Source organism: Acidovorax sp. LjRoot38 (assembly GCF_964252975.1).
GTDB classification, from domain to species: domain Bacteria; phylum Pseudomonadota; class Gammaproteobacteria; order Burkholderiales; family Burkholderiaceae_C; genus Acidovorax; species Acidovorax facilis.
Genome location: NZ_CAXUPT020000007.1, coordinates 43,476 through 60,133 on the forward strand (window position 1 = coordinate 43,476; position 16,658 = coordinate 60,133).

Consider the following 16,658-nt stretch of genomic DNA (forward strand, 5'->3'; position numbering starts at 1 on the left):
CAAAGACTTCGGAAACAGCTGGCCGGACACAGCGCTTGTGCAGAAAATGCACAACCATGGACAACCTCACGCTGGATGACTTCGCCTTGTTTGTGCAAATTGCCTCGGCACACTCGTTTTCAACCGTGGCACGCGAGCGCAACGTGGCTGCAAGCCACGTCTCGCGCGGCATGGCCCGCATCGAGGCGGCCTGCGGCTTGCGTCTGGCCCACCGCACCACCCACAGCCTGTCGCTCACGGAAGAGGGCGAAATGTTCCTGGAGCACGCGCGGCGGATTTTGGGCGAATATGCCCAGTTGCGAGACGGATTTGGTGGGCGTTCGCTGCACATTGGCGGCACAGTGCGCATCAGTGTCAGCCAGCTGCTCGCTGAATATGTCTTGATTCCCAAGCTGCACCTTCTAGGGGCCCAGTATCCGGGGCTGACGGTCGAACTTCAGGTGGAAGACCGTGTGGTGGACATGGCCGATGAGTCGATTGATATTGCGATTCGCGCTGGCGTCGACCCGGCGCAGGCATCCGTGGCGCGGTCGCTGGGCAGCCATGGCCGTGCACTCTATGCATCACCTGGGTATGTGCGAACGTACGGAGCTCCGATATCCGTGCAGGATTTGGCTGCGCATCGGCTCATATCCAACGCCTCCACCCCGTCGCACAACCAATGGGATTTTCGGGTGAACGGCGAGCCCACCATGCTGATGGTGAAGGGCAAAGTGCAGGTCAACAGCAGCGCAGCGGTGATCTCCCTCGCCCTGGGTGGCGCGGGCATTGCACGCATGAACGACGTGATTGGCCAGGCGCTGGTGGACCAGGGCAAGCTCTTGCCGGTCTTGCCACAGGTCGTGGAACGCGGGAGCCATTCCATTTTTGCGGTGATTCTGAGCACCCGGCACCGTGCGCCCAAAGTGCTGGCCACCATGGACTATTTGCAGACCTGTTTTTCGTCATTTGCAAAACCATCGGGTGAACCCGGCATGCTGTTGCGCCCCGACAGGGGGTAGGCGTGCAGCGCAGGCACGGGGCTACAACACCCCAGGCACTTCCGCCGCCAAAAAGTCATACACCGCCCGAATCCTGCGGCTGGTGCGGATCTCGCGGTGCACCGTGAGCCAGATAGGCAGCTCGGGCAACGGAAGCTGGGGCAGCACCGCCACCACGTTCGGGTCGGTGCGGGCCATGTAGTTGCCCACAAAGCCGATGCCCAATCCTGCGCGCACGGCTTCCCAATACGCCATGAGGTCGTCGGTGCGAAACGCGAAGTGCTGGCGCTCCACCGGGTAGCCCATGGCGGCAAAGCCTTGCAGGATGTCCTCGTGCCGGTCGTTGCCCACCAGCTCGTGCTGCAGCAGGTCGGGCGGCTGCCGGGGTGTGCCTTTGCGGCGCAGGTAGTCGCGGTGGGCATAGGCGCCCAGCGTGACCGCGCCGATGCGTTTGGCCACCAGGCTGGCCTGGTCGGGGCGCACCATGCGCAGCGCAATGTCGGCCTCGCGGCGCAGCAGGTTGGTGACCTGGTTGCTGGCCACCAGCTCGACCTGCACTTCGGGCAGTGCCTGGCGCATGCGCGCCAGCACGGGTGGCAGCAGCACGCAGGCCACGGGCTGGCTGGCGGTGATGCGCACGGTGCCGCTCACGCCTTCCTCAGCGCCCGACACGCTGCGTGCCAGCTGGTGGGCGCCCATCTCCATGGCGCGGGCCGATTCGGCCAGCCGCAACGCCGTCGCGGTGGGTAACAAGCCGCGCCCTGTGCGCTCAAACAGCACCACGCCCAGCTGCGATTCCAGCTCGGCAATGTGGCGACCAATGGTGGGCTGGCTGGCGTTGAGCACCCGGGCTGCGCCCAGCAGGCTGCCCTGGTCCAGCGCGGCCAGAAAGGACTGCACCAGGCTCCAGTCAAAGGTTTGATTCATGGCGATAGCGTGCCTGCAACGGGGTGACAGCAGGGTGGTTGGAGGTATTCAAATTTGCATTGCTGTTATGGATGCTTAGCCAATTGTGTAACGGGCTCTGCGTTTCCACAATCGATACATCCCTTTTGAATGGAGCCCTGACATGACCACCCACCCCCGTTTTCCGCCCTGCACGGACAACCCTGCCACCGTGTTGATCCTGGGCGCCCGGGGCCGGCTGGGACTGGCGGCGGCCCGGGCCTTTGCCCAGGCCGGCTGGCAAGTGCTGGCCCAGGTGCGGCCCGGTGCGCGGGGGCCTGCGCTGCCCGCTATCGCCGGTGTATGGTGGATGCCCGTGGCGGTGGAGGACACCGCCGCGCTGGCGGCCCAGGCGCAAGGCGCGCAGGTGGTGGTGCATGCGCTCAACCCCGCCTACACGCACAAGGCCTGGCGCGAAGAGGCGCCCGCGTTGATGGAAGCTGCCATTGCCGTCACCCGCCAGCTGCGTGCCACGCTGATGCTGCCGGGCAACGTCTACAACTTTGGCGAAGGCATGCCGCCCGTGCTGCACGAAGACACACCCCAGGCCGCCACGGGCTTCAAGGGCCGCATGCGGGTGCAACTGGAGCTGCGCCTGCAGGCTGCCACGCAAGGGGGCGACATGCGCGCCGTGGTGCTGCGCGCCGGGGACTTCTTTGGCAGTGGCACCGGCAGCTGGCTGGACCAGGCCATTGCCAAAGACCTGCCCCGGGGCCGCATCACCTGGCCCGGCCCGCTGGACGTAGCCACGCCCTGGGCCTATCTGCCCGACCTCGCCCGCACCTTCGTGCGCGTGGCGCAAGAGCGGGACCGGCTGGCCCCCTTCGAGTGCCTGCATTTCGCTGGGCACCACGTCACGGCGCAGCAGTGGCTGCACAGCTTCACGGCCATTGCGGCAGAGCAGGGCTGGTTGCCCGATGCGGGCGCGCTGCGGGTGGGGCAGTTGCCGTGGCCGCTGCTGCGCGTGATGGGGCTGGTGGCCCCCACGTTCGCTGCGCTGGCGGACATGCGCTATCTGTGGCGCACGCCCCACCGTCTGGACAACACCCGCCTGCGCGCGCTCATCGGCGACGAGCCCCACACCCCCTTCGATCAGGCCGTGCGCCAGGCGCTGGCAGATTTGGGGCTCGTAGCCTTGCGTTCGACCCGCGCTGCGCTGGCCTGACGGCACCACCTTTGAACCACCGGAGTCTTCTCATGAACCGTCGCAACTTCATTCGTTTGGCAGGGGGTGGCACCATCGCCGCCGCCACCACCGGCACGCTGGTCGCCTGCGGCGCCGTGGGCTCGCACTATCCCGCCGAGGCGGTCGAGGCCTGGCAGGGCCCCGTGGGCGAGACCGATGTGCGCCGCCGGGCGGTGGCCTACGCCATCACCGCGCCCAATTCGCACAACCTGCAGCCTTGGCTGGTGGACTTGCGCGAGAGCGGTGTCATCACCCTGCGCACCGACCCCGCGCGGGTGCTGCCACAGACCGACCCGGGGGGGCGCCAGATACTCATCGGCCACGGCGCCTTCCTGGAGCTGCTGGTGATGGCGCTGGCCCAGCAAGGCGTGGCCAGCGAGGTGCTGCTGTGGCCGCAGGGCGAGCTGCCTGCGGCCCTTAAGGACTGGGACGACCGCCCCGTGGCGCGCATCACCTTGAAACCCGGTGGCCAGCCCGACCCGCTGTTTGCCCAGGTGCTGCTGCGCCACACGCCCAAGACCGATTTCGACACCACCCGCCCCGTGGCGCCCGAGTTGCTGGCCCGGTTGCTGGGCAGCGCGCCGGCTCAAGCCCCGCTCAGCGTTGGCGGTACCGTCAGTGCAGACCAGTTGCCCGCGCTGCGCACGCTGTGCTGGGAGTCCGCCCGGGTAGAGCTGCTCACGCCGCGCACCATGATGGAAAGCATCCAGCTCACCCGCGTGGGCCCGGCCGAGATCCTGCAGCACCGCGATGGCATCTCGATCAACTCGCCCTTTGTGCGCGCGGTGTCGGCGCTGGGCCTGTTCGACCGCTCCGCACCACCCGCCGAAGGCAGCGCGGCGTACAAAAATGCCATGGGCCGCTTTGAAGGCCACAGCCGCACGGCCATGGGTTTTGTGTGGATCACCGGCCCCAACACCCGCAGCGACCAGATCCACACCGGGCGCCTGTATGTGCGCCAGCAGTTGCAGGCCACGGCGCTGGGTGTGGGCATGCACCCCATGAGCCAGGCGGTGCAGGAGTTTGCCGAGATGGCCCCGCACTTCGAGCGCGTGCACCAGCTGGTGCTGGGGCGGCCCGCGCCGCGTACACCCCAGGAGCCCACCGTGCAGATGTTCTGCCGCATGGGTTACCCGCAGGGCGAGGTGCCTGCCACGCCGCGCAGGCCGCTCGCGCGTTTTGTGCAGGCTTGATTCGGAGGAGGGCAGGACCTGCGCAAAGGGCTGATGCAGATCAACCTCCGGCCACAAGCTGGCGCGCTTTGCCGCTGCTTCACACACTGTTCAGGTGGCGTTCATCGCGGGTTTCTACAGTTGCTGCATTGCAACAATTAGTGGGGCTGGTGATGTGGAAGAAGGTTTTGGGGGGCACTCTGGCGGTGGCCATGGGCGTGTGGATGTTGGCTTTGATCGTGCCCCAGCCTGCACCGCCCGCGTGGGGCGATGTCTGGTGGTGGCGTAACCAGCTGATCCTGCTCACCGGGGTGGCAGCCTGGGCGCTGATGTCGCTGATCATGGTGCTGGCCGTGCGGCCCGCGTGGCTGGAAAAGCCGCTCGGTGGCCTGGACAAGAGCTACCGCCTGCACAAGTGGGCGGGTATCGGCGCGATTGTGCTGGCGTTGCTGCACTACGGGCTGCAGCTGTCGCGCAGCCTGCTGGCTGACTGGGTAGGCCGCCCGGTGCGCACGCCGCGCGCGGATTGGTGGCTCAACACCTTCCGCCACCTGGCCGAGGAGATGGGGGAATGGGCCGTGTGGTTCCTCGCGGCCATGTTGGTCATCACGCTGTGGCAGCGGTTTCCGTACCACGTGTGGCGCTACCTGCACAAGCTGCTGGCCGTGGTGTACCTGGTGCTGGCCTTCCATGCCGTGGTGCTCACGCCGCCTGCCTGGTGGCAGCAGCCTGCGGGTGTGCTGGTCGGCCTGTGCACGCTGGTGGGGGTGCTGTGCGCCGTGCGCTCGCTGGCCGGGGCCATCGGGCGCAGCCGCCGCCATGCGGCCCGTGTTGTGAGCGTGTCGCCCCAAGGGGCTGGGGTGCTGGAAGTGACCTGCCAGGTCAGCCCCGCCAGTCGCTGGAAGCATGCGGCCGGTCAGTTTGCGTTTGTCACCTTTGGCCGTGCCGAAGGGGCACACCCCTTCACCCTGCTCAATGCTGACCAGGGCAACGGCGTGCTGCGGTTTGCCATCAAGGCGCTGGGCGACCACACGGGGCAGCTGCCCCTGCAGGTGCAGCCGGGCCAGACGGTGAGCATCGAGGGGCCGTATGGCTGCTTTGACTTTCGCAGCGACAGCGCCACCGAGCAGGTGTGGGTGGCCGCAGGCATTGGCGCCACGCCGTTCATGGCCTGGCTCGAGTCGATGCAGTCCACGCCCGCGCTGGCGCCCCGGGTGCACCTGCACTACTGCGTGCGCCATGCAGGCGAGGCGGTGTTTGCCGAGCGCATGGCCGCGCTGTGCGCGCGCTTGCCCAGCGTGACGCTGGAGATCCACTACAGCGACGACGCTGGGCCCGTGACACCCACAGCGCTGCTGGCGGGCACCAGCCCGGCGGCGAGTGTGTGGTTCTGTGGGCCGCAGGGTTTTGCCGAGGCGGTGCGCCTGGGCATGCAGCAGCTGGGGCGCTCGCCTGCGCGCTTTCACCAGGAGCTGTTCCAGATGCGTTGAGGCGGGGTTTTCACCCCAGCGCTATGGGTGGGCAGGGAAAATGGTTCTAATTGCCACTCAGCGCTTTACAGGTAAACGCAGGCAGCTATTGAATATGTAGCAAATGGTGTCCGTAATGTCGGCCGTGAGGTGCTCATGCCTCCGGCGCTACGAACGCAATCAGCCTGCCCATGCGCCGTATCCAGTCTGCGGTGACGATGAACTGGGACTTGTCTCTCTTCACACAGGGCTCGATGTCCGGTGGGTTGTCGGCCGGGTAGGGCGAGGTGTCATGCACATCGCCCACATGCGTGCTGCGGTAGGCCTCCAACTGGTTTGCATCGCCCCGTGGGGCAAGCTTTCGGCCCAGAACCGCATGGCCTTTGCCGATGCGGGCGCGCAGTCCACGCGTGAAGCGTTGCTGACCATCATTGCGAAGTAGCCGGGGTCTTCGGCACCTGCCCCGCAGGGCGGACTCTCAGGCGGGAAACGATGGGCCGTGGGGCTGCAGGCACATGGGCCGTTCATCGAAGGCCAGCCAGCCCAGCGCGTCGCACAGCGCCTGCACCCACGCGGTGTAGTCGGTGCGCAGCGAGCAATGCATGGCGAGTGGACCATCGGACACGTTGTCGGGCAGATGGAATTCCACCCCGTGGCCCAGCACCGTGGCGTGGCCCCAGGTGGGCAGGGCCCACTCCAGGCCCGGCACCATCTGCGCGAGCGATGTTTTGATGTGATGGATGTCGCGCAGCACCAGCACCGTGTCGGGTGAGAGCTCGTCGGTGGACAGCGGCAACCGTGCAGGCTGAAAGAACAGGTAGGTATAAGCCATGGAGCGCGATGTTGCACCTTGTTGCACGGGCCACGCACAAGCCTGCAGCGTGCTGCGTGAACTATTGCGCAACCCGTCCGATTGCGTGCACAGCGGGGCTCAGCGAGCCGCAGGCGCCGATGGCACCAGGTACTCGCGCACCAGGGCCCTTGCCCGGTGCAGTCGGCTTTTGGCGGCCTCGCGCGTCACCCCAAGCCGCTGCGCCATCTCCTCGATGGTCAGCTCCTCGAAGTCGCGCAGCAGGAGGGCCTCGCGGTACAGGGGCGGCAGTGAGTCGATGGCCAGGGCCAGGTCGTGGCGCAGCTCGTGGTCGGGGCGGTGCGACCAGGCGAGGTTGTCCTCCACCTGCGCCAGCGGCTCGGCCTTGAGCCACGCCAGCATCGGCCGCATGCACAGGCGCTGCACGATGCGCACCACCCAGCCACCAAACGCCGCCACCTCGCGCAGCGCGCCCACTCGGCGGTACACGATGATGAGCGCCTCCTGCACCACGTCGTCGGTGGCCGTGGTTGCGGCGCAGTGGCGCAGCGCATAGCGGCGGATGTCGGGGCGGGTGAGGCGCAGCAGCTGCTCCATCGCCACGGCGTCGCCGCTGCGCGCGGCGGGAAGCAGCTGGGCGAGTGTGGGTGCGGTCGTGGGGTTGCTCATGGTTTTAGTTCTCCACAGCGCATTGCGCCACCCGCAGCCTGTGAAACCGGCGCGACCCCTGCGTGGGCAGCCGCGCAAGGGCCGCCCCGCCGCGCTGGCTGCGTCCACCGCCCAGGCGCAGCGTGAGAAGAGCAGGGGGTGAGGGCGCGAAGCGACTCAGGGGGTGTTGTTTCATGTCATTCGACAGGCTTGCGGCCCACCATGGCGCAGGCGGGGCAGTAGCCAAATGCGCCGCTCAGGATGCTGCCAACGCCCGAGGCGGCCAGCGCAAGTCCCAGGGGCGATGCAGCCAGCCACCACAGGCCCGCAGCGATGAGGGCGACGCCCCCGACAACGCGCAGCAGGCTTTCGGGGCGGGTGATGTTCTTGCGGTACAGCATGGGAATTGGCTCCTTGGTCGGTTGAAGGAGGTGCCAACACAGGGCGCCTCCACCACCAAGAGCCACGGGTTTCGCAAAAGGATTCATGGGTTGCGAAAAATTTTTGCCAGTCACGGCTGCCCGTTACCGGAAATGGTCAAACGAGGCGTAGCGCTTGTCTACCAGTTGGCCCTGTGCATCCACCAATTGCAGGCCGGGTGTGGCCAGCACCGTGCCGATGCGGGTGACGGGCGTGCTGCTTGCCTGCGACGCGGCGGCCACCGCGTCACGCTGCGCGGGCGGGGCGGTGAAGGCCAACTCGTAGTCATCGCCGCCTGCCAGCGTGCATTGGCGAATCAATTCAGCATCAAATAGGCTGCTAGCGCTTGATGGATAAGCGCTGGCAGCTATCAGTTTTGAAGTGATGTGCGTGTCGATCCGGGCCCCTACGCCTGAGGCCTTGAGGATGTGCGACAGGTCGCCCAGCAGCCCGTCGCTCACATCCATGGCGCTGCTGGCCACGCCGCGCAGGGCCAGGCCCAGGGCCACACGCGGGGTGGGGCGCTCCAGCCGCTGGCGCGCGCGGGCCAGCACGTCGGCGGGCAGGGGGGTGTGGTCCAGCAGAGCCTCCAGCGCCAGGCGGGCGTCGCCCAAGGTGCCGCTCACGTAGATGTCGTCGCCGGGCCGCGCACCGCTGCGCAGCAGGGCCTGGCCGGGGGGCACCTCGCCAAACACGGTGATGCAAATATTGAGCGGGCCCTGCGTGGTGTCGCCCCCCACCAGCTCGCAGCCCTGGGCATCGGCCAGCGTCCACATCCCGCGCGAGAAGCCTTCCAGCCAGGCCTCATCCACCCGGGGTAGTGACAAGGCCAGGGTAAACGCCAGCGGGCGCGCGCCGCACGCCGCCAGGTCCGACAGGTTCACGGCCAGCGCCTTGTGGCCCAGGGCTTCCGGGTCCACGTCCGCAAAGAAGTGGCGGCCCTCTACCAGCATGTCGCTGGAGATGGCCAGCTGCATGCCGGGTGTGGGTGCGAGCAGCGCGCAGTCGTCGCCCACTCCCAGGGCCACGGCACCGCCCGGGCGCGCGGGGCGCGTGAAGTAACGTGCAATCAGGTCGAATTCACCCACGGTGCGGTCCTAAAGAATCGGAGGAAGAAAACGGCGCGAACCCGCTCAGTCGCTTGGCTCTGCGGTGGAAAACCACTGCGCCCAATGGTCGATGCAGGCCTGGATCTTGGGCAGACGGTGCCTGCGGGTGAGGGTGATGGCATGGATGGGGCTGGGCTGCAGGTCCACGCAGTCGGCCAGCACCGGCGCCAGCAGGCCCTGGCGCACCAGGGGCTCAGCCACCACGGTGGCCAGGCGCGCAATGCCCAGGCCTTGGAGCGCCAAACGCGCGGTGATGGCCGTGCTGCCCGAGCGCCAGTGGCCCTCGGCCACCAGCACCTGCGGTTCGCCATTGATCTGGAAAGGCCAGTGGTTCAGAAACGCCACCGCGCTGTTAGTGATGAGCCGGTGCTGGCGCAGATCCTCGGGGCGCTGGGGCACGCCGTGTGTCTGCAGGTAGCCGGGTCTGGCGTACAGCGCGCGTGCCAGCGTGCCCAGCGGGCGCGCCACCACGGTGTCGGTCAGCGGCGGGCCGGTGCGGATGGCGATGTCGATGCCATCGCGCGCCATGTCGGCCATGCGGTCGTCCACTACCAGTTCCACACGCAGTTGCGGGTGCTTGTGCTGCAGGCTGTCGAAGCTGGGGATCAGCAGGTGTTCGGCCACCACCGAGCTGGACGCCACTCGCACCCAGCCGCTGGGCTGGCCACTTTGCTGGGCGAACTCGCCCTCCAGCTCGTCGAGCGTGCCGGTGATGCGGCGGCAGTAGTCCAGAAAGGTCAGCCCCTCGGGTGTGGGAGTGAGGCCGTGGGTCGTGCGGTGCAGCAGCCGTGCGCCGCAGGCTTTCTCGATGCGCGCCAGCGTGCGCGAGACCTGGCTCACCGGCGCATCGCGCTCGCGCGCTACCGCCGAGAGCGAGCCCAGATCGGTCACGCGCACGAACAGGTGCATGTCTTCAAAGCGGATATCGCGCATCGGGCAATGGTAACGGCGGGGGGCTGGGGAGCCTCTGCACGAATCGTCGCGCTCGATGCGCGCACAGGCCCCTTGCAATCTGTGCAAAACGGCCTTGCAGCGCAGGCGGTTTCCGCCGTGCCCGGTGCTGCCTACAGTGGCTTCACCCTGAAAGGAAATGAGCATGTACCCACAGCACCTGCACCCCGATGACTACCAGCGACTGCGCGACGAGGCCAAGCGCCACGCGCTGCAGCTGCGGCAGGACGCGATTCGCGAAGCCCACACCTGGGTGGCGCGTGGGTTCCTGCGCATGGTCCGCCGGGCTTTCCACCTCGCGCGCACTGAAGCTGCGCCCATGAATCTTTCCACCCCGGAGCTGAAAACACCATGCCAACCCTTGTCCTGAAACTCGCCCCGCTACAAAACCCCGAGCGCTACCGGCAGCTGGCCAGCGCGCTGACCGACCTGACCGTGGACCTGCTGGGCAAGCGCCGCGAGGTGACGGCGGTGGTCATCGACGACCTGCCCGCCGCGCGTTGGCACATCGGCGGTGCGCCCATCGAGCAGCCCACGGCACTGCTGGAGATCAGCATCACAGAGGGTACGAACACACGGGAAGAGAAGGCCGCCTTCATCCAGGCCGCATTTGCTGAACTGCAGCGCCAGCTGGCCGGTGACGGCGCGCTGGCCACGGCCAGCTACGTGGTGGTGCGGGAGCTGCCCGCCAGCGACTGGGGCTATGGCGGGCGCACGCAGCAGGCGCGCAAGCTGGCGCTGGCGGCGTGAAGGTGCGGGTGCGAGGCGCGCTCAGGCTGGTGCGCCGCGAAAGCGCTGCGCTGCCTGGCGGCTGACCTCGGCCAGCAATTGCTCTTCGCGTTGGCGCTCGCGCAGCCAGCGCGCGTCGTTCTGGCCCGCCTCCGCCTCAGTGCGCAGCATGTGCATGGCGCTTGATGCGCCTTGCACGGCGGCGTGTCCGGCGATCTTGTCCATGGTCTTGAGGATGTGCTCGCGCAGCGGCATGTGGTCGCCCGTAGCCGGGTCTACATACACCGCATCCATGCCAAAACGGCAGGCCTGGAAGCGGTTGTAGGTGTACACAAGGTAGTCGTCTTCGGCGGGCATGAAGGGCTGGTCGGCCAGAAACCATGCGCCCAGCGACTGCACGTAGCCCGCGAGTGCAGCAGCGCGCTCAATGGTCAGTGGCGTGTCGAACACGCGGATCTCGATGGTGCCGAACTCGGGCTTGGGGCGAATGTCCCAGTAGAAGTCCTTCATGCTCTTGACCACGCCGGTGCGCGTCATCTTGTCGAAGTAAACCGTGAAGTCATCCCAGGTCAGCGCCATGGGGGCGCGGCCTGACAGCGGAAACGCAAACACCGAATTCAGGCGTGCCGAGTCGAAGGCCGTATCCTGGCCCTGCACATAGGGGCTCGATGCCGACAGTGCGATGAAGTGCGGGATGTAGCGCGACATGCGGTGCAGCATGAGCAGCGCGGCGTTCGCGTCGGGGCAGCCGATGTGCACGTGCTGGCCGAAGATGGTGAACTGCTTGGACAGGTAGCCATACAGCTCGGACAGCTCACGAAAACGCGGCTTGTCGTAGATGCGCCGCTCGTGCCACTGCTGGAAGGGGTGCGTGCCGCCGCCCACCACGGCGATGTTGAGCTTGTCAGCGCTTTTGACCAGCGCATCGCGGATGGGCGTGAGCTGGCCCAGCACTTCGCTGGCCGAGTGGCAGATGCCGGTGGAGATCTCGATCATGCTGTTCGTCATCTCGGGCACCACGCTGCCGGGCAGCGGGGTTTTCTTCATGAGGCGCAGCATGTCCTCGGCATAGGGGGCCAGGTCGTAGTCGTTGGTGTTGACGAGCTGCAGCTCCAGCTCAACACCCAGCGTCAGCGGTTCGGAATGGTTGAAGGCTTCAAGACTCACGGCTGTTTTCTCCGTTGTTGCTGCGGGTCAATGGCGCCCAGGGTTTGGAGCTTTCGCCCGCACGGTAAATGGCCACGGTGGCGATCACGGCGCCCAGCACCTCCATCAGCAAGATGGCCGGCAGCGCCACACCGGCAATCACATGGCCGGTGGAAGGCGAGGCCAGCACGAACTGCGAGGCGATCAAGAGTGCGATGGACGACATCGGTGTCATCGCGCAGCCCACCCACAGCGCCTGCTTCCAGCTCGCACCGCTGCCCACGTTGCCCAGTGCCACGCCGGTGGCCTTGGCCACCAGGCGCACGGCAATCAGGGCCAGCACCACGCCGGCCACCGGGGCGCTCCAGTCGGCCTGCGCCGCCACCGTAGAGACCAGCACAAACATCAGCATGGTGAGCAGTGACGACGCATTGCCCAGCTGGCGGGGCCAGGCCCAGGGGCGCGGGTTGAGTTGCTTGAGCAGCATGCCGCCCAGCAGCGCGGCCAGCGGCGCCGAGCCCCCCATGTGCGCTGCCACGGCGGTGCCCGCCGCGACCAATGCCAGAAACAGCATGGAGGTGTTTTCGCTCGTGGGGCTCATGAAGCGCAACGCCATGCGCAGCACCAGGGCCAGCACGGCGGCCACGATGATGGAGACGCCCAGCACCACCATCACGGGGTACACGGTCTCCACCATGGTGACGCTTTGGCGGTTGATCAGCTCGGCCTTGGCGCTGCCCAGTGTCAGCGCGTACAGCGTAGAGAGCGTGGTGAGCACGATGGCGCGTTCCGTCACGGGCCCGGCGGCGCGGGTGTCGGCCACAACGCGCGTGAGCACGGCGGGTGAAGCCGCGAGCGCCACCAGGGCCAGCGGGCCGGCCACCTGGGTGGGCAGGTTCAGCCACACCAGCACCCAGTACACGGCGAAATAGGTCAGCACCGATTCGGCAATGCTCTGCACCAGCACCATCGGGTTGTGGCGGAACCAGCGCAGCGGAATGCGGCCACCACATTCAAAGAGCACCAGGGCAATGCCCAGCTCCAGCAGGAACAGGCCAATGCCCTGCAGCGGCCACACGGCACCGCTGAAGCCTGCCAGCCCGGCGGCGGTGCCTACCAGCGAATAGCCGAGCACCTTGGGCAGTCCGGTGTGGCGCTGCGTGAGATAGCCCGCCATGGCGGCCACGGCCAGCAGCAGCGACCATTGCACCGTGGGCAACCCGGCCGAGGGGCGCAGCCACTGCGCCCAGAAGGTCAGGATTTCGTTCATGTCATGGAACCTCTGCGTCAGACGGGCGGTGCCCGTTGGTGTGAAAGGGCCCGCGCACAGGCCCTCCGCAGATGGGAGGGGGTGCGCTTGGGCGTTGGTGCCCCGAATTTACAGGCGGAAACATTCCGGCCATGTAGGACAGATGCGGCGGTTGCCGCCGTCAGGCCTGCGACGATACACCAACGCAGGCTTGCCGCGCTGGCACAAAAAAACTCAGGGGCGCGCTGCGCAGGCGGGCGCGAATGGCGGCGTAGATGCGCGAGCGGTCTACACCGCTCACGTTTTGCGCGCGCAGCGCGAGGCTGAAGGCCAGATAAAAACTGACCGACACATTCAGCGCACCCAGAAAGGGCAGCGAGGCCACGGCCCACCATAACGCGGGCAAATGCAGCACCTGCAGGCCCAGTGCGGCGCTGGCGGCAGCCACCTGGCCGGTGGACAGCGTGACGTGGCGCACATCGAGCCCCAGCCCAAAAAAAGCGGCAAACGCGGGCACCAGGCCGAGCATGAAACCCAGCGAGACATTGGCCGCAAGGCCCGAGAGGTTTTCGCGCAGGAAGCGGGCCCAGCGCTCGGCGCGCTCGGCGCCCAGCAGCCCGGTGATGCGCGGGTTGTAGTGCAGGGCTGAGTCCATGCGGTGGAGCACAAACCAGTTCTCCGTCCAGCCCGCAATGATGCTGGATGCAAACAGCAGCACCCCGGTAAAGGCCGCAAAAAACAGCGAAGGCCCGAGCAGGTGCAAGGATGCGAGCACATGCTCTGCCTCCTTCACGCTGATGGCGGGCCCGCCCGTGGCCAGGGCAATCAGCGTGGCCAGCGCCAGCACGGCGGGGAAGACCACCAGCACATTGCCCAGCACGGCAGCCACCTGGGAGCGCACCAGGTGCGTGATCTCATCCACAAACGCCTCGATCGCGCCGCCCGAGCCCAGCTCCTTGAGCTTGGCTGCCATGGCCGGCGCCGTCATGGCCGGTTGTTTGGTGGCCACCGTGAAATGCAACAGCTGGATCAGCACAAAGCTCACGGCGTAGTTGACCCCCGCCATGAATCCGCCCCAGAACGCCGACAGTGCCAGCGCATGGAGGCCGAACTTGGTCAGCGTGGTGAACGCCATCAGGGCACCGCCGCCCGCCGCCTTGCGCAGCATGGCGCGGTATTCGGTGCCCGTGCGGGTGATGTAGTGCTCGCCCGTCTCGGCGCTGCGCTCTGCCACCTTGGCCGCCAGCAGCGAGGAGTTGGACGCCAGCAACGCGCGCAGGCTGCGCCGCTCCTGTCCCACCATCACCAGGTGCGCCATGAGCTGCGCCGCCGTGACGGCTGGTTGGGCCGACAGCAGGCAGTCGAGCAATTCGCGCACGCGCAGGATGCGCTCGCGCAGCTGTCGCAGGCGAAAGACCAGGCCCACTGAAATGCCGTTGTCTTCGAAATGCGTGTACACGGTGGCCGCCGCCGCGCGGCAGGCCTCCAGGCGCTCGCGCAGGCGCTGGGCCGACTCGTTGAGCCGGTCAGGCGTGCGCAGCGCATGCAGCACCTCCACGCGCAGGCTCTCCACATCGCGGATCAGTGCATGAAAAGGCTGCGCCTCGCGCGCGGATTCGCTCATGCGCAGCCGGAGTTCGGGGGCAAAGCCGGTCGAGAGAATCTGCCCCGCGCAGTAGGTGATGGCGTCGAGCAGGGCGCGGTGCCAGCGCGTGGCGCCACCGGGGCTGTTGTTGCCACCCGGGGAAGCCAGCAACTCCACCAGCCGGTTCAGCTGGGCTTCGTCGAGCACCGCGAGCCACTGGGCGTCAAAAGCGCTGGGCAGCGCCAGCATGAAAAGCTCGGACGCGTCGATGGTCTCTGGGCTGCCCGGCAGCAGCTTGGTGCGCAGGCGCTCCGCCATCTCGCTGACCAGCGCAGTGCGGGGCGCAAAGCCAAAATCGGCCAGCAAGGTGGTGATATCGACCTGGCCCACCAAGGTGGCCCACCAGGCTTGCAGCCGCAGCTGGAGATCGGGCCGCGCCGCGACCGCATCGATGAAAAGCTGCACCCGGCCCACAGCGGCAGGCACTGAATCGCGCTTGCCGCGCACCCAGTCCAGCAGGTGGATGAGCCACAGATGGCGATGGGCCAGGTCAGCGGCCGGGTCGAGAGCCGCCAGAATGCTGGCCAGGTCGGAATGGGGGGTGTGGGGGCAATAGCGCTTCAATGCAGCACCCGGCCGCTCAAAGGTTCGCCCGAAGGGCCGTGGCAGATCGCCTCCAGCACGAACAACGGCACCGGGCTGTTGAAGGGCTCGCCATCTTCGGCCACGCAGTGAAAGGTGCCGTGCATGGTCCCGCTAGAGGTGCGAAGCCGGCAACCGCTGGTGTACTGGAACGATTCGCCCGGCTTGAGCAGCGGCTGGTGGCCCACCACGCCCAGGCCCTTGACCTCTTCGGTGTGGCCCCGGGAGTCACTGATGATCCAGTGGCGCGAAATCAGCTGCGCAGGCGTTTCCCCGGAATTGGTGATGGTGATGGTGTAAGCGAAGCTGAACACCCCCGTGTCCGGCGCAGACTGCTCGGGCAGGTATTCGGGCAGCACTTCCACGTCAAACTGGTACTTTGGCATGGGGCGAATGGTAACCGTGGAGATTCGTAAAAAGTGCATGTCCATGGGGTAAAACCCCAGACCTTCTGCGCTTTGCGACAATCGGGGGATGAGCCGCACATTCCGAATCGCCCCCTCCATCCTCTCCGCCGACTTCGCCCGCTTGGGTGAAGAGGTGCGCAATGTCATTGCCGCTGGCGCAGACTGGATCCACTTCGACGTGATGGACAACCATTACGTGCCCAACCTCACCTTCGGCCCCATGGTGTGCCAGGCGCTCAAGCCCCATGCCAAGACCGCCGCCGGTGTGGCCGTACCGATCGATGTGCACCTGATGATCCAGCCGGTGGACGCCTTGGCCGCCGCGTTTGCCGACGCGGGTGCGGACTACATCAGCTTTCACCCCGACGCCTCGGGCCATGTGCACCGCAGCATCCAGGCCATCCGTTCCAAGGGCGTCAAGCCCGGCCTGGTGTTCAATCCGGCGGAGCCGCTGGACGTTCTCGACTGGGTGATCGACGACATCGACCTCATTCTCATCATGAGCGTGAACCCTGGCTTTGGCGGCCAGAGCTTCATCGACTCGGCCCTGCGCAAGATCGAAGCTGTGCGCAAGCGCATCGACGCCTCGGGCAAGGACATCCGCCTGGAAGTGGATGGCGGCATCAAGACCGACAACATCCGCCGCGTGGCCGATGCGGGTGCCGACACCTTTGTGGCGGGCAGCGCCATCTTTGGCAAGCCCGACTACCAAGGCGTCATCGACGCGATGCGCGTAGAACTGGGATGATCTCCTGAGCCGCTGCGCAGACATTGCGCGGTGGCCGTTTTCACAGACCACGCCTTCCTGGAGCTTGGTTATTGTTGCGCAGGGACGGTGATCGTCGTGGTGGTCGATTCACGCAACACGCCGCCGCCGGACACCGAGCCACTCGCCGGGCTGCTTTGCACACGGCGCATGCAATCAGCCTGGTCGGCAGCCGTCTGGAACGCAGCACAACGCTGTGTGGCGTTGTCGTTTGCGGCGGCTCCAGGGTTGCTCAGATCGCCCTTGCGCGAAGCATCCAGCGCGTTGTTGGCCTCGCGCAGGCAGGTGGCCAGACTGTCCTGGGTGTTGTTGGTCATGCACTTTTCCCGCTCCTGCTCATAGCGTGCCCGCGCATCCTGAGGCGGCGTTTGTGCGGATACACCCGCGCATGCCAGCAACAAGGCGGCGGTGAAGAGGGGGGTGGCAAAGGGAATGCGGTTCAT

Annotated in this window: 20 protein-coding genes; 8 read left to right on the top strand and 12 right to left on the bottom strand. The window is 66.9% G+C overall.

Annotation, left to right across the window (positions count from 1 at the left end; translation table 11 throughout):
- Positions 1–56 precede the first annotated feature (56 nt).
- Positions 57–1,001: a LysR family transcriptional regulator gene (locus ACSQ22_RS14245; RefSeq protein WP_436130701.1), complete on the top strand. Its 945-nt coding sequence runs from the start codon at positions 57–59 to the stop codon at positions 999–1,001.
- A gap of 21 nt (positions 1,002–1,022) precedes the next feature.
- Here the strand turns inward: ACSQ22_RS14245 and ACSQ22_RS14250 are convergent, their stop codons facing one another.
- Positions 1,023–1,907, bottom strand: a complete 885-nt coding sequence (locus ACSQ22_RS14250; protein WP_436130702.1) for a LysR family transcriptional regulator — start codon at positions 1,905–1,907, stop codon at positions 1,023–1,025.
- Between the two features lie 142 nt (positions 1,908–2,049).
- Here ACSQ22_RS14250 and ACSQ22_RS14255 point away from each other — a divergent pair, with 142 nt between their 5' ends.
- The 3 genes from ACSQ22_RS14255 to ACSQ22_RS14265 all read left to right on the top strand — a co-directional run bounded on the left by ACSQ22_RS14255 (position 2,050) and on the right by ACSQ22_RS14265 (position 5,773).
- A complete protein-coding gene (locus tag ACSQ22_RS14255; RefSeq protein ID WP_436130703.1) occupies positions 2,050–3,090 on the top strand; it encodes an NAD-dependent epimerase/dehydratase family protein in 1,041 nt (346 codons plus the stop codon).
- Positions 3,091–3,122: 32 nt separating this feature from the next.
- Positions 3,123–4,304, top strand: a complete 1,182-nt coding sequence (locus ACSQ22_RS14260) for an Acg family FMN-binding oxidoreductase (protein WP_436130704.1) — start codon at positions 3,123–3,125, stop codon at positions 4,302–4,304.
- 128 nt (positions 4,305–4,432) lie between these two features.
- Entirely contained in the window at positions 4,433–5,773 is a 1,341-nt protein-coding gene (locus ACSQ22_RS14265) for a ferredoxin reductase family protein (protein WP_436130705.1), read from the top strand.
- 133 nt (positions 5,774–5,906) lie between these two features.
- Here ACSQ22_RS14265 and ACSQ22_RS14270 read toward each other — a convergent pair whose 3' ends face one another.
- Entirely contained in the window at positions 5,907–6,050 is a 144-nt protein-coding gene (locus ACSQ22_RS14270; RefSeq protein ID WP_436130706.1) for a hypothetical protein, read from the bottom strand.
- Here ACSQ22_RS14270 and ACSQ22_RS14275 point away from each other — a divergent pair.
- The gene (locus ACSQ22_RS14275) at positions 6,045–6,194 is read left to right on the top strand and encodes a hypothetical protein (RefSeq protein WP_436130707.1); all 150 of its coding nucleotides are present in this window, start codon (positions 6,045–6,047) and stop codon (positions 6,192–6,194) included. The two genes, ACSQ22_RS14270 and ACSQ22_RS14275, sit on opposite strands and share 6 nt — an antisense overlap.
- Before the next feature lie 36 nt (positions 6,195–6,230).
- On the opposite strand, the gene ACSQ22_RS14280 is transcribed toward ACSQ22_RS14275, so the two are convergent.
- From ACSQ22_RS14280 to ACSQ22_RS14300, 5 genes are all read right to left on the bottom strand, one after another.
- Positions 6,231–6,584: a hypothetical protein gene (locus tag ACSQ22_RS14280; RefSeq protein ID WP_436130708.1), complete on the bottom strand. Its 354-nt coding sequence runs from the start codon at positions 6,582–6,584 to the stop codon at positions 6,231–6,233.
- Between the two features lie 99 nt (positions 6,585–6,683).
- The gene (locus tag ACSQ22_RS14285) at positions 6,684–7,232 is read right to left on the bottom strand and encodes an RNA polymerase sigma factor (RefSeq protein WP_436130709.1); all 549 of its coding nucleotides are present in this window, start codon (positions 7,230–7,232) and stop codon (positions 6,684–6,686) included.
- Between the two features lie 176 nt (positions 7,233–7,408).
- On the bottom strand, positions 7,409–7,612 hold the full coding sequence (locus ACSQ22_RS14290; protein WP_010466405.1) for a YgaP family membrane protein: 204 nt from the start codon (positions 7,610–7,612) through the stop codon (positions 7,409–7,411).
- A gap of 123 nt (positions 7,613–7,735) precedes the next feature.
- Entirely contained in the window at positions 7,736–8,719 is a 984-nt protein-coding gene (gene thiL, locus ACSQ22_RS14295; RefSeq protein ID WP_436130710.1) for a thiamine-phosphate kinase, read from the bottom strand.
- A gap of 45 nt (positions 8,720–8,764) precedes the next feature.
- A complete protein-coding gene (locus tag ACSQ22_RS14300) occupies positions 8,765–9,673 on the bottom strand; it encodes a LysR family transcriptional regulator (RefSeq protein WP_436130711.1) in 909 nt (302 codons plus the stop codon).
- 163 nt (positions 9,674–9,836) lie between these two features.
- Here ACSQ22_RS14300 and ACSQ22_RS14305 point away from each other — a divergent pair, with 163 nt between their 5' ends.
- Together ACSQ22_RS14305 and ACSQ22_RS14310 are read left to right on the top strand one after the other, a co-directional pair.
- On the top strand, positions 9,837–10,061 hold the full coding sequence (locus ACSQ22_RS14305) for a hypothetical protein (RefSeq protein WP_291472479.1): 225 nt from the start codon (positions 9,837–9,839) through the stop codon (positions 10,059–10,061).
- Complete coding sequence (locus ACSQ22_RS14310) at positions 10,043–10,441, top strand: tautomerase family protein (RefSeq protein WP_121508331.1); 399 nt, start codon at positions 10,043–10,045, stop codon at positions 10,439–10,441. The genes ACSQ22_RS14305 and ACSQ22_RS14310 overlap by 19 nt, the downstream gene beginning before the upstream one ends.
- Positions 10,442–10,462: 21 nt before the next feature.
- Here ACSQ22_RS14310 and ACSQ22_RS14315 read toward each other — a convergent pair whose 3' ends face one another.
- From ACSQ22_RS14315 to apaG, 4 genes are all read right to left on the bottom strand, one after another.
- Entirely contained in the window at positions 10,463–11,587 is a 1,125-nt protein-coding gene (locus ACSQ22_RS14315; RefSeq protein ID WP_055395579.1) for a YbdK family carboxylate-amine ligase, read from the bottom strand.
- Positions 11,577–12,836, bottom strand: a complete 1,260-nt coding sequence (locus ACSQ22_RS14320) for a cation:proton antiporter (RefSeq protein WP_121421423.1) — start codon at positions 12,834–12,836, stop codon at positions 11,577–11,579. The genes ACSQ22_RS14315 and ACSQ22_RS14320 overlap by 11 nt, the downstream gene beginning before the upstream one ends.
- 160 nt (positions 12,837–12,996) lie before the next feature.
- The gene (locus tag ACSQ22_RS14325; protein ID WP_436130712.1) at positions 12,997–15,024 is read right to left on the bottom strand and encodes a site-specific recombinase; all 2,028 of its coding nucleotides are present in this window, start codon (positions 15,022–15,024) and stop codon (positions 12,997–12,999) included.
- Complete coding sequence (gene apaG / locus ACSQ22_RS14330) at positions 15,021–15,428, bottom strand: Co2+/Mg2+ efflux protein ApaG (protein WP_431151047.1); 408 nt, start codon at positions 15,426–15,428, stop codon at positions 15,021–15,023. The genes ACSQ22_RS14325 and apaG overlap by 4 nt, the downstream gene beginning before the upstream one ends.
- Before the next feature lie 88 nt (positions 15,429–15,516).
- Between apaG and rpe the strand changes: the two genes are divergently transcribed.
- Positions 15,517–16,197 carry a ribulose-phosphate 3-epimerase gene (rpe, locus tag ACSQ22_RS14335; protein WP_436130713.1) on the top strand — a complete coding sequence of 227 codons (681 nt, stop codon included), beginning with the start codon at positions 15,517–15,519 and terminating at the stop codon, positions 16,195–16,197.
- A gap of 68 nt (positions 16,198–16,265) precedes the next feature.
- On the opposite strand, the gene ACSQ22_RS14340 is transcribed toward rpe, so the two are convergent.
- Complete coding sequence (locus tag ACSQ22_RS14340; protein ID WP_218301452.1) at positions 16,266–16,658, bottom strand: hypothetical protein; 393 nt, start codon at positions 16,656–16,658, stop codon at positions 16,266–16,268.